The sequence below is a fragment of the Bacteroides sp. AR20 genome, assembly GCF_964250605.1.
In the GTDB taxonomy this organism is placed as follows: domain Bacteria; phylum Bacteroidota; class Bacteroidia; order Bacteroidales; family Bacteroidaceae; genus Bacteroides; species Bacteroides uniformis.
The window spans coordinates 74,638-86,595 of record NZ_CAXUGK010000015.1 but is presented as its reverse complement, the minus strand read 5'-3'; the positions used below and the strand labels follow the sequence as shown (position 1 = coordinate 86,595).

The window sequence follows — 11,958 nt, the reverse complement described above, 5'->3', positions numbered from 1 at the left end:
ATAAAGGATTAGGGATTAAAATGGAAATGATGAAAAAACTATTTACTATTATAATATGTATATGCGCGGTGACGGCACAAGCGCAAAAGCCGAACAATGAAGCCCTGCGCAAACTGCAAATGGCAGAGTTTGCCATCACCAACCTTTATGTGGACAAGGTGGATGAAGACAAGCTGGTGGAAGAAGCCATCATCAAGATGCTGGCACAACTCGACCCGCACTCCACCTACAACAACGCCGAAGAAGTGAAGAAGATGAACGAGCCGTTGCAAGGCAATTTCGAGGGCATCGGCGTACAGTTTCAGATGATAGAAGATACCCTGCTTGTGATACAACCCGTGAGCAACGGACCTTCCGAGAAGGTGGGCATCCTTGCCGGCGACCGTATCGTAGCCGTCAATGACAGCGCCATTGCCGGAGTAAAAATGAGCACGGAAGATATTATGAGCCGCCTGCGCGGACCGAAAGACTCGGAAGTGAAACTCACCATCGTGCGCCGTGGCGTGGACGACCAGCTGTACTTCACCGTGAAGCGTGACAAAATTCCCATCCTCAGCCTGGACGCATCTTACATGATACAACCCAAAACCGGCTATATCCGTATCAACCGCTTCGGGGCAACCACCGCCGAAGAGTTTGCAGAAGCCCTGAAAAGCCTGCAAAAGAAAGGAATGAAAGACCTCATCCTCGACCTGCAAGGAAATGGAGGAGGGTATCTGAATGCCGCCATCGACCTTGCCAACGAATTTCTGAAGCAAAAAGAACTCATCGTCTACACCGAAGGAAGGGCCGCACGCCGCAGTGATTTCTTTGCCAAAGGTACGGGCAACTTCAAGAACGGCCGTCTCATCATATTGGTGGACGAGTACTCCGCTTCTGCCAGTGAAATCGTGACCGGAGCCATCCAGGACTGGGACAGAGGCGTGGTAGTAGGACGCCGCACCTTCGGCAAGGGATTAGTACAGCGTCCTATCGACCTGCCGGACGGTTCCATGATTCGCCTCACTATCGCCCGCTACTATACTCCTTCGGGCCGTTGTATCCAGAAGCCTTACGACAGCACCGCCAACCTCGACGGCCGCCTAACCGGCGAGAACAGTCAGGATAAGTATAACCAGGAACTGATAGACCGCTTCAATCATGGAGAAATGATTCATGCGGACAGTATCCATTTTGCCGACTCCCTGAAAGCACAGACCAAGCGTATGGGACGTACCGTTTACGGAGGTGGAGGTATCATGCCCGACTTCTTCGTCCCCATCGACACTACCCAGTACACAGACTATCACCGCAACCTCGTAGCCAAAGGCGTGGTTATCAAAGCCACTACCGGCTACATCGAGAAGCACCGGAAGGAGTTGCAGAACAAATACAAGAAATTCGAAGCCTTCAACGAGAAGTTCGAAATAGACGATAACTTCCTTGCCGAAATACGTACGCTTGCCGACAAAGAGAAAATCAAGTTTGACGAGAAACAGTACAACCAATCCCTACCGCTCATCAAGACACAACTTAAAGCCTTGATAGCCCGTGACCTATGGGACATGAACGAATACTTCCAGGTGATGAACAGCACGAACCAGAGCGTGCAGCAAGCTCTAAAAGTGTTGAACGAAGGCATCTACAGCACTATTATCCAATAGCCGACTTGAAACAAACTTAGGCGCGGATTATGCGGATTTAGTTTATCTAACTCCGCATAATCCGCGCCTAAAATCATTCTCCGAACAGCCACTTATTCAGCCACTTGTTGACGTAGATGTTGACCACAGCACATCCAGCACCGATTGCAGCCCCCGCCAACACATCCGACGGATAATGCACTCCCTCGTTCATACGGGAAACTCCCACGGAACAAGCCCACAGGGCAGACGGAGCTATCACATACCATTTAGGATACTTTACACTGAGCGAGGTGGCAAGGGCAAAAGCCGTCGCCGTATGTCCGGAAGGAAAAGACGGGCTGCCTTCATGGCTATATGCATGCACTCTGTCGGGATATTTATCATAAGGACGCTCACGGTCCACCAGATATTTCATTCCATAAGTCACAACAAAAGCCCCCGCTACACTTGTACCTACGTAGACCGCATCTTTCAGCAAACCCTTATCATGTTTTATCCAAGCGGCAACCGCCATCGCCACCGGAACACCGACAGCAACATAGGGCTCCGAACGTGAAATTATCTTATTATAGTTACGGACAAACTTGCCATCCCAACTGTTAACCCGGTGCAAAGTGTTAATATCCCAATTCTGTGCCGAAAGACCGGATACAACAAGGCAGATAAAATATACAAAAAAAATAGCCTTTTTCATAAGTCCTTTATATTAGTTTGACGCAAAGATAGGACAAATAGATAGAGTTTTCACAAAAAAATTCTATCTTTGTTGCCACATTTATAATAATTCGCTAATCATTTCATGAGACTGGAAACTTGCTGCAACCGACAGATTGATTGTATGGTATGTCCCCAAAAATCAGAAGGAGTATTGGTTTACCGCCACTACCCCAAGGGACAACATTTCTCTGCTGAAAAGTGCACACAGAACTGCATGATATTTATGCTGAAAGGTGAATTACTTGTAAACAGTGACGAATATCCGGGCACCACTCTCCAAAGCCGCCAGCTCATCTTGCAAGCCATCGGCTCCAAAGTAGAACTCCTGGCTTTGACCGAAGTGGAATATATTGTGTATTGGTTCACCGAGCTTCCTCTGATTTGCGAAGAGCGCTACAAGGAGATACTGAAACGCTCGGAAGCCCCCTTGACTTATACCCCGCTTACCGCGATTTCCATGCTCGAAGGGCTCCTGAAAAGCCTTGCCTGCTACCTCAACGAGCAACCCTATGCGTGCAGCAAATACATTGAAATGAAATGCCAGGAATTGGTATACATATTGACATGCTACTATCCGCTACACCAAATCAGTACATTCTTCTACCCCATCAGCACTTATACGGAAAGCTTCCAATATTTCGTCATGCAGAACTACGACAAGGTGAAGAATGTGGAAGAGTTTGCCCACCTCGGTGGATATACCACCACCACATTCCGCCGTCTGTTTAAAAATATGTATGGGGTCCCGGTCTATGAATGGATTCTGGACAAGAAACGTGAAGGAATTCTGAACGACCTGCAATACACCAAACAACGCATTTCAGTCATCAGCGCCCGCTATGGCTTTGATTCCCTATCCCACTTTGCCCACTTCTGCAAAGACTCTTTCGGAGACACGCCCCGCGCCCTGAGAAAACGTTCAGCAAACGGAGAAAAGATTTCCATTATCTGCAAAGAGCAAGGCAAAGACCAGGAGGACGAGTAAACCTTTTACTTGTCCGTAAACTTCGCATTCTGCCGGATTACGGAATTATTTCTTTAATCGCTTGCTTTATCGCTGGATTTCTCCTATTTTTGCGAAACATTTACAGAAGTATCCTGATAGAACAAATTTTCAAACTATTAAATAACTTAAATTCAATCATTTATGTGGTTAAGTAATTCATCTGTAGGAAGGAAAGTGGTGATGAGCGTTACCGGTATCGCCCTTGTCCTGTTTCTGACATTTCACATGGCGATGAACCTGGTTGCATTAGTCTCGGCTAATGGCTACAACATGGTTTGTGAGTTCCTGGGAGCAAACTGGTACGCATTGGTGGCTACGGTAGGTCTGGCTGCCTTATTCATCATCCACATCATCTACGCTTTCTGGCTGACTATGCAGAACCGTAAGGCACGTGGTAGCGAACGCTATGCCGTTACGGAAAAGCCCAAGACTGTGGAATGGGCTTCTCAAAACATGCTCGTACTGGGTATCATCGTAATCGTGGGTTTGGGCCTGCACCTGGTAAACTTCTGGGCTAAAATGCAGCTTCCCGAGTTGATGCACAACATGGGCATGCATGCTGACACCCTCACGCTGGCATATGCAGCCAACGGTGTCTATCACATTCAGAACACCTTCAGCAATCCGGTATTCGTAGTGCTTTACCTTGTTTGGCTGGGCGCATTGTGGTTCCACCTCACTCACGGTTTCTGGAGCTCCATGCAGTCTTTGGGCTGGAACAACAAAGTATGGATTAACCGTTGGAAATGTATCTCCAACATCTATTCTACTATCGTTGTCCTCTGCTTCGCTCTGGTAGTTGTCGTATTCTTTGCAAAATCATTGTGCGGCGCTTGCTAAATTCAAATTGTAAATGACTAAATTGTAAATTGCATTATGACTAAGATAGATTCTAAAATACCGGAAGGACCGGTGGCTGAGAAATGGACCAATTATAAGGCTCACCAAAAATTAGTAAACCCTGCCAACAAACGTCGTCTGGACATCATCGTAGTAGGAACCGGACTTGCCGGTGCCAGTGCTGCCGCCTCTCTGGGCGAAATGGGTTTCAGAGTATTCAACTTCTGCATCCAGGACTCTCCGCGCCGTGCACACTCCATCGCTGCACAAGGTGGTATCAATGCTGCTAAGAATTACCAAAACGACGGTGACTCTGTATACCGTCTGTTCTACGATACAGTAAAGGGTGGCGACTACCGTGCCCGCGAAGCCAACGTTTACCGTCTGGCTGAAGTATCCAACAATATTATCGACCAATGCGTTGCACAAGGTGTTCCTTTCGCCCGCGAATACGGCGGTACACTGGACAACCGTTCTTTCGGTGGTGCTCAGGTATCCCGTACTTTCTATGCCAAGGGTCAGACCGGACAGCAGCTGTTGCTGGGTGCATACTCTGCATTGAGCCGCCAGGTGAACGTAGGCACTGTGAAACTGTATACCCGCTACGAAATGGAAGACGTTGTCCTCATTGACGGACGTGCCCGCGGTATCATTGCAAAGAACCTCGTTACCGGTAAATTGGAACGTTTTGCCGCCCACGCTGTGGTAATCGCTACCGGTGGTTACGGCAATGCCTACTTCCTTTCTACCAATGCAATGGCATGTAACTGCTCTGCAGCAATGGCTTGCTACCGTAAAGGTGCCTGGTTTGCCAACCCTGCTTACGTACAGATTCACCCCACTTGTATCCCGGTTCACGGTGACAAGCAGTCTAAGCTGACTTTGATGTCCGAATCTCTGCGTAACGATGGTCGTATCTGGGTTCCGAAGAAGCTGGAAGATGCCAAGAAACTGCAGGAAGGTACACTGCAAGGAAAAGATATTCCCGAGGAAGACCGCGACTACTACCTGGAACGCCGTTATCCGGCATTCGGTAACCTCGTTCCGCGTGACGTTGCCAGCCGCGCTGCCAAAGAACGCTGCGACAAGGGCTTCGGCGTGAACAACACCGGTCTTGCCGTATTCCTTGACTTCTCCGAAGCTATCAACCGTCTGGGTAAAGATGTCGTTGCACAACGTTACGGCAACCTCTTCGATATGTATGAAGAAATCACTGATGTCAGCCCATACGAAAACCCGATGATGATTTATCCGGCTATCCACTATACCATGGGTGGTATCTGGGTTGACTACGAACTGATGACCTCCATCAAGGGACTGTTCGCCATCGGTGAATGTAACTTCTCCGACCACGGTGCAAACCGCCTCGGTGCTTCCGCCCTGATGCAAGGTCTGGCCGATGGTTACTTCGTATTGCCTTACACTATCCAGAACTATCTGGCCGACCAGATTACAGTTCCCCGTTTCTCTACCGACCTGCCCGAATTTGCAGCTGCAGAAAAGGCCGTTCAGGAGAAGATTGACTGGATGATGAACATCAAGGGTAAGAAGTCTGTAGACTCTATCCACAAGGAACTGGGCCACATTATGTGGGAATATGTAGGTATGGGACGTACGGCCGAAGGCTTGAAGGAAGGTCTGAAGAAGCTGAAAGAAGTCCGCAAGGAGTTCGAGAAAGAACTGTTCATCCCGGGCGACAAGGAAGGTATGAATGTAGAACTCGACAAGGCTATCCGTCTGTACGACTTCATCACTATGGGCGAGCTGGTTGCTTACGATGCACTGAACCGTAACGAAAGCTGCGGCGGTCACTTCCGTGAAGAATATCAGACTGAAGAAGGCGAAGCCAAGCGTGACGATGAAAACTACTTCTACGTGGCTTGCTGGGAATATCAGGGTTCTGACGAAAAGGAACCGGTATTGCTGAAAGAGCCGCTGGTTTACGAAGCAATCAAGGTACAGACTCGTAACTACAAGAGCTAATCGGGAAGTTGAACATTTAAAGAATTAAAGAAAATGGATAAAAATATATCATTTACGCTCAAGGTATGGCGCCAGAAGGGTCCGAAAGCAAAAGGCGCTTTTGAAACATACCAAATGAAAGATATCCCGGGCGATACTTCATTCCTCGAAATGCTGGATATCTTGAACGAACAGCTGATTTCTGAAGGTAAAGAACCGGTTGTATTCGACCACGACTGCCGCGAAGGTATCTGCGGTATGTGTTCGCTCTACATCAACGGACATCCCCACGGTCCTGCAACCGGCGCTACGACTTGCCAGATTTATATGCGTCGTTTCAACGACGGCGATACCATCACTGTTGAACCGTGGCGCTCTGCCGGTTTCCCGGTTATCAAGGACTTGATGGTCGACCGTACGGCCTACGACAAGATTATGCAGGCAGGCGGCTACGTCAGCGTACGTACCGGTGCTCCCCAGGATGCCAACGCTATCCTGATTCCGAAGCCCATCGCTGACGAGGCTATGGATGCTGCCAGCTGTATCGGTTGTGGTGCTTGTGTGGCTGCTTGTAAGAACGGTTCTGCTATGCTGTTCGTTTCTGCCAAGGTGAGCCAGCTGAACCTGTTGCCCCAAGGCAAACCGGAAGCATTGCGCCGTGCCAAGGCTATGTTGAGCAAGATGGACGAACTCGGTTTCGGTAACTGTACAAACACTCGTGCGTGCGAAGCTGAATGCCCGAAGAATGTTTCCATCAGCAACATTGCTCGCCTGAACCGCGACTTTATCATTGCGAAACTGAAAGACTAATCCGGTCTTTCTGCAAATAATATAGGATGCGCTTCGGATAAACCTTTTGAGCAAGCTCAGATTTATCACTCAGCTTTCACTATATTTGATTAATATCACAAGAGACTCCTCTGCCGGGAAACCGCCGGAGGAGTTTTTTTATGACATGCCGTTTACTTCAGATAAATTGCCGGCACGCAAGCTACGGGGAGAAGCCCCGAAATTCTTTTTGCAGAAATTGGAAAAATGAGGCAGCGATTCAAAGCCATATTTATAGCAAATCTCTGATATAGAAGCATCCGTATAACGAAGTTCATAAACCACGCTTTCCTTCCTCCGTTCCATCATCCACTCGTACACCGGTTGATGAAAAACAGAATTGAATATACGCCGGAAAGTAGCTACTGTATATCCTCCCAACTGGGCAAGTTCCTCTACCGTCTTGACTTTGGCATGATTCTGCAAGACAAAGTAGTGGAAGGAATTAGTATACTGGGCAAGAGGATGTATCAGCATGGAAAGCTCATAGTCGGAGTAGTAATTTCCAAGAATGAAAGCAAGTTCTTTCCGTTTGAAACAAAGCATTTCCCGGCAAATCTTCTCCTCGGACAAATAGGCCTTGGAACTTTCCAGAAAGAGCTGCAACTCGGGAGTAATGGTCAAAGGATAGAATATCAATGGAGGGGTAACCTCTTTCATAATATGGTTATACCGGTCCTCACAGAAGAATTCAGGCTTACTGAACCGGTAACAAACGCATTCCACATCCGTCATGGCAAGTATTTCGTACTTGGAACCAATAGCTTGAAGGATGAACTCACCTGCATGCAACACAGTTCCCGCATACTCCTTACTGTTGACAAGCACTTCTCCTTTCAGCAGGAAAATTATAATATTTTCCTCACACTTTCGCGCCGGCAGATGGAATCCTCTGAGGTGGGAAGCATATATTATTGCATTGTCCACAGCCTTGGGACATTGAGCGCATTGTTTTTTACCTCTGCAAGCAGAAGAGTTGGGCATCGGCAAGTAGATTTGTTTGTTGCAGTGACAAAAATAGATAAATAATACTCATAAAAGAAACATTCCCCGAAAACTTTCATAAAGAAGTTTCGGGGAATGAATAAAATAGAAGTAATTCAGTTTTTTATTGCGGACAGTGCCGTTTTATTTTTCCACGTTCGTATCATCAGCCGTACTCCATGGACCAACTTCAGGTACAAAGGTTACTTTTGCCGCCTTATTGGCCAGCGTCAGCGTATAACGTATCTTTTTGCCTTCACCCCAGGCTTGTGTATCATTCAAGTCAATGGCGGAAGTTACAGTATCAAGAAGAACGTCTTTCTCATAGATGTCATAGACAACATTGATTTTGGCATTCGTATCCAACGTCTGGGGCATCAACATCCAGGCTGTATTCACTTCCACACCCGTTGTATTCACTTCCAATGCACCATCGTCAATCGTATGTGCATAAGTGGCTGTTCCTTCCTGTGACTTCCATATTGAATCATCAAAACCATAAGTTCCTTTATTGTGCACACCGGATATTGTAAGTGTTTTCAGTTTATAAGTCAAAGCGTCGGCTGCCTTGACAGTGAAATTTATTTGGGTCAGTATATGGCCGAATTTCAAAGATACCCCACTGGCATTTGATGCCTTGGTTGCATCCGTCGCTTTCGCGGCTACCAAGTCCGTTTGGGCAGCTACATCCGCTACCGTATAAGTAATGGAAGGATATATAGCACTAGCAGCCGGTTGATTGTACGTCAAGGCCCCGGTACCCGGATTCCCGTAAGCAAAGAACTGCAAGTTATCCGTCATTGGCCAATAATATGTTCCCCCAGTCAAACTCCAGTCGGGAGCACTATAAGTTACCTTAACAGCTGCCATGAATTCCTTCATCGCATCAAAAGTCGCAACAGAGGCCATTGTTGTTGCTCCCGTATTATAAGCATACACAGTGAACCCTACCTTCTGCAATTCCGGCAAATCAGTCACTGTGGCTCTCGTAGTGTTACCCACTACTGTTCCCAATTTAATCTCCGCCTTTTGTCCGGCATTCTCTATCTCCTCACTTTCCGAGCAACTCATTACTGCTGCTGCAGCCAAAGCCAAAAATAAAACCTTCTTCATAATTGTCTGTTATTAAAGTTAATATATTTATTTGTCTGTTTGCTATCAATTCACCGGTAGCTCCACATCCGTCTCATCATCCCAATCGTCCACATCGCCACCAATCCCTCCATCTCCTTCATCGGTTCTCGGTTCCAAATCATCCACCACAACCTTGTCCTCCGGTACGGGAACCTCGATATGGATTTCCGACCCAGGAACGCCCACATCAGGTTCTTCTTCGCCTCCTCCCGAGGGAGGAGCTGTTTCAATCACTTCCGTGATATCCACCTTCACCTCTTGAACCGTTTTATCTCGTTTCACAATCTTCAGTGTCAGCAACATAGGACTATCCGCACGGGTCTTGGTATCTTTCAGTAATACAAAACTGGAGAAATGCCCCCATAAAAGCCCGTTTTCACGCTTTGTATCCACACATATAGGTACCTCGCTCAAATGGCAAGCACGGTTGCCTATAAAGTAACTTCCGTTCAAGCCGTCCACATGGCAGATGATGCTCGATATTCTATCCCATCCTTCCACCTTTATATCAAAGGAATAATGGTCCACTACCGCTTCCGGCTTCCAGTTCAACGGAAGCGCCACATCACTCTGCCTTATTTCCACCTCGTCCAAAGCCACCACATACAAAGGGTCGGGCGACCAAACCATATCTTCGTGTACATCCAGCCCCGTACAGTGTCCCGTAAAAGCCTCAATCGTCTCATAACTCTCGTCGCCCCGTATCTGTATACTCTCCGTATTGAAGTTATAGGCCACCACCGCATACTTCCCCGGCGGTACCTTCACCTCACCCCCTCCGGCAGGCAGATAACTTTCAACCTTTCTCCCCTGAGTATCTTTCGGATAGAAGATAATCCGCATGGTCTGCGGCAGCTTATCCGTCACCCCTTTCCAATCCAGTTTAATCTGTACTCCGCTAACGGGATAATCATCCAGCATATCGCGGAAGTCACAGCTTCCCAGCATTGGCAACAGCCCGAAGAACAGCCAGAGAATCATATGCCGTGCATCTTTCATACCACTCATCTCCCCGACGTTAGAAGCCATACCAAAGAAATTTTTGCTTTTGTCGGCCCGATAAAGTGATACTTTCCACTGCTGACCCAAACCAAGTCATTTCCATAAGAAGTATATTTCCTGTACTCCGTATCCAAGTATCCAATGCCCACACTGAATTCAATCGCCAGATGCCGAGCCAGTGGACGCACGTATCCATAAGTTATTCCTGCAGCTGCGTAATACTTCCCCCGGTATCCCTTCTCCTTTTTCAACTGAAAATCATAGGTACCTCCTTCGGCATATGCTCCCAGGAAGTGTCCGGACAATCTTCCGCGCGTATGGCGGTTTCCCAACCAGTAACGCGCCTCTGTCCCTCCCGAAAGGAGCTGATAGCAGAAATTACATCCGCTGTCAGACCACCAAGGGCATTTGTACTCAACATTCAAAGACCACCTCTTTCCCAATGGCAGCTCCACTTCTATGTTCGGAGCCAAGGCCAGGTCGTAAAGCAAATTATTTTTTAACGCCAGCACCGTTTTACAAGTATGGCTATGGGATTCTACCGACTTATTCTGCCCTATTACCTGCCCCGACATCATGCAAAAAAGGAGTAGCCAAAAGACATATATAAAAATGCGTTTTCCCATAATTTCGCGTTGTATACAAACAAAAGTAGAAGATAATTACCGAATAAAAATCACTTTCCATCACTCTTTTCAAAGGCTGAAAGGTTCTGTGAAACGATTGAAACAGATTTGCAACTTCTGCCTTATCCGGGACGCTGTGAATAGATTCTTCTCTCTCAAAAAGTCAATCCGTGTGCGAAAACAGTAAAATTCAGTGAAAGAAATACAAAAGAAGTAGCAGGAACATTCTGAAATTTGGAAGATAACAACGGGAACCTTACATTTGTAATGTGATTTTTTTCATAGTATTAGATTTAAGGTTAACAAAGGTTGGAGTACAGCGGTACTCCTTTTTTTATGCCCATACGTTTCTCCGAATGACAAAAAATAGCTATCTTCGATGGCTTTTATAACTGTTAAAGAAGAAAACATCACCACTTGAGCCCATTATGAAAAAACCGGTACTCGCATTGCTTTCCATAATCCTACTTACCGCAGGATGTTCCCAACGGCCTGCCGCCACCACCAAGATACCCCTAACCAGCGCACACCGTGGTGCCGCCACCATCGCTCCCGAAAACACAATGGCATCCGTAGATTCGTGCATCAAATACGGTGTAGGCAATATAGAATGCGATGTCTGCATCAGTAAGGACAGTGTCTTCTACGTACTGCACGATTCCACCCTCGACCGTACCACCAACGGTACCGGCGCCATCTCCCAATGGCTGTCCGCCGACATCGACACACTGGATGCCGGCTCTTGGTTTGCGCCCCGATTTGCCGGACAACGGGTACTACGTCTTACCGACCTGCTACGCAAGGCCAAAGAGCACGGTTTAAGAATCACCATCGACTACCGCAACGGCGGTCTGCACCAATTACTGGATCTGATAAAGGACGAAGGCATGCTGGAAAACTGCAACTTCACCTTCAGCAAGGAGTATCATGCCAAATGCTTCAGAAAGATGGCACCCGAGGTAAGAACCCTGCAAGCCTACATCAAAAGTGAAAAGGACATAGAGCATGTCGTAAAGGAACTGCATCCCGACATCGCTGTCGTCTGGATTGACTCCCTTACCCCACAATTCGTAAAGAAATGCCGTGAGCACAACCTGCAGGTACTGGCACTCGTCTTGGGGCTGGACGACAAGACGGAAGAGAACCAGAAGGCAGTCGACCTGGGGGTAGACATCATAGCGACGGACCACCCGGAAAAGTTCATCATGAAATACGGGAAACCGTCCATATAAGG

General features: G+C 47.5%; 10 protein-coding genes and 1 pseudogene. 6 read left to right on the top strand and 5 right to left on the bottom strand.

Annotated elements, in window-relative coordinates:
- Positions 1-29 precede the first annotated feature (29 nt).
- Positions 30-1,643: a S41 family peptidase gene (locus ACESTD_RS09625; RefSeq protein WP_034529349.1), complete on the top strand. Its 1,614-nt coding sequence runs from the start codon at positions 30-32 to the stop codon at positions 1,641-1,643.
- Positions 1,644-1,716: 73 nt separating this feature from the next.
- Here ACESTD_RS09625 and ACESTD_RS09620 read toward each other — a convergent pair whose 3' ends face one another.
- Complete coding sequence (locus ACESTD_RS09620; RefSeq protein WP_005830921.1) at positions 1,717-2,319, bottom strand: phosphatase PAP2 family protein; 603 nt, start codon at positions 2,317-2,319, stop codon at positions 1,717-1,719.
- 105 nt (positions 2,320-2,424) lie between these two features.
- Between ACESTD_RS09620 and ACESTD_RS09615 the strand changes: the two genes are divergently transcribed.
- From ACESTD_RS09615 to ACESTD_RS09600, 4 genes are all read left to right on the top strand, one after another.
- Positions 2,425-3,327, top strand: a complete 903-nt coding sequence (locus tag ACESTD_RS09615; protein WP_005834304.1) for an AraC family transcriptional regulator — start codon at positions 2,425-2,427, stop codon at positions 3,325-3,327.
- Positions 3,328-3,489: 162 nt separating this feature from the next.
- Positions 3,490-4,188 (top strand): succinate dehydrogenase/fumarate reductase cytochrome b subunit, encoded by a 699-nt coding sequence (locus tag ACESTD_RS09610; protein WP_005830923.1) that lies wholly within the window; start codon positions 3,490-3,492, stop codon positions 4,186-4,188.
- Between the two features lie 36 nt (positions 4,189-4,224).
- Positions 4,225-6,171 (top strand): fumarate reductase/succinate dehydrogenase flavoprotein subunit, encoded by a 1,947-nt coding sequence (locus ACESTD_RS09605; protein WP_005830924.1) that lies wholly within the window; start codon positions 4,225-4,227, stop codon positions 6,169-6,171.
- Between the two features lie 33 nt (positions 6,172-6,204).
- Positions 6,205-6,960, top strand: coding sequence for a succinate dehydrogenase/fumarate reductase iron-sulfur subunit (locus ACESTD_RS09600; RefSeq protein WP_005830925.1), 756 nt, complete (start codon positions 6,205-6,207; stop codon positions 6,958-6,960).
- A 138-nt stretch (positions 6,961-7,098) separates the two neighbouring features.
- Here ACESTD_RS09600 and ACESTD_RS09595 read toward each other — a convergent pair whose 3' ends face one another.
- The 4 genes and pseudogenes from ACESTD_RS09595 to ACESTD_RS09580 all read right to left on the bottom strand — a co-directional run.
- On the bottom strand, positions 7,099-7,962 hold the full coding sequence (locus tag ACESTD_RS09595) for a helix-turn-helix transcriptional regulator (protein WP_005834297.1): 864 nt from the start codon (positions 7,960-7,962) through the stop codon (positions 7,099-7,101).
- Between the two features lie 144 nt (positions 7,963-8,106).
- The gene (locus tag ACESTD_RS09590; protein WP_009037578.1) at positions 8,107-9,075 is read right to left on the bottom strand and encodes a fimbrillin family protein; all 969 of its coding nucleotides are present in this window, start codon (positions 9,073-9,075) and stop codon (positions 8,107-8,109) included.
- A gap of 45 nt (positions 9,076-9,120) precedes the next feature.
- On the bottom strand, positions 9,121-10,125 hold the full coding sequence (locus ACESTD_RS09585) for a DUF5119 domain-containing protein (protein ID WP_217291336.1): 1,005 nt from the start codon (positions 10,123-10,125) through the stop codon (positions 9,121-9,123).
- Positions 10,101-10,616, bottom strand: a pseudogene (locus ACESTD_RS09580) (DUF3575 domain-containing protein); the annotation flags it as partial. The gene ACESTD_RS09585 and the pseudogene ACESTD_RS09580, both read right to left, overlap by 25 nt.
- A gap of 536 nt (positions 10,617-11,152) precedes the next feature.
- Between ACESTD_RS09580 and ACESTD_RS09575 the strand changes: the two are divergent.
- On the top strand, positions 11,153-11,956 hold the full coding sequence (locus ACESTD_RS09575; protein ID WP_009037576.1) for a glycerophosphodiester phosphodiesterase family protein: 804 nt from the start codon (positions 11,153-11,155) through the stop codon (positions 11,954-11,956).
- Positions 11,957-11,958 lie beyond the last annotated feature (2 nt).

Coding starts and splice junctions, on each gene's coding strand:
- ACESTD_RS09585 (WP_217291336.1), bottom strand. CDS start 10,125: ATGGCTTCTAACGTCGGGGAGATGAGTGGTATGAAAGATGCACGGCAT.
- ACESTD_RS09620 (WP_005830921.1), bottom strand. CDS start 2,319: ATGAAAAAGGCTATTTTTTTTGTATATTTTATCTGCCTTGTTGTATCC.
- ACESTD_RS09610 (WP_005830923.1), top strand. CDS start 3,490: ATGTGGTTAAGTAATTCATCTGTAGGAAGGAAAGTGGTGATGAGCGTT.
- ACESTD_RS09600 (WP_005830925.1), top strand. CDS start 6,205: ATGGATAAAAATATATCATTTACGCTCAAGGTATGGCGCCAGAAGGGT.
- ACESTD_RS09595 (WP_005834297.1), bottom strand. CDS start 7,962: ATGCCCAACTCTTCTGCTTGCAGAGGTAAAAAACAATGCGCTCAATGT.
- ACESTD_RS09615 (WP_005834304.1), top strand. CDS start 2,425: ATGAGACTGGAAACTTGCTGCAACCGACAGATTGATTGTATGGTATGT.
- ACESTD_RS09575 (WP_009037576.1), top strand. CDS start 11,153: ATGAAAAAACCGGTACTCGCATTGCTTTCCATAATCCTACTTACCGCA.
- ACESTD_RS09605 (WP_005830924.1), top strand. CDS start 4,225: ATGACTAAGATAGATTCTAAAATACCGGAAGGACCGGTGGCTGAGAAA.
- ACESTD_RS09625 (WP_034529349.1), top strand. CDS start 30: ATGAAAAAACTATTTACTATTATAATATGTATATGCGCGGTGACGGCA.
- ACESTD_RS09590 (WP_009037578.1), bottom strand. CDS start 9,075: ATGAAGAAGGTTTTATTTTTGGCTTTGGCTGCAGCAGCAGTAATGAGT.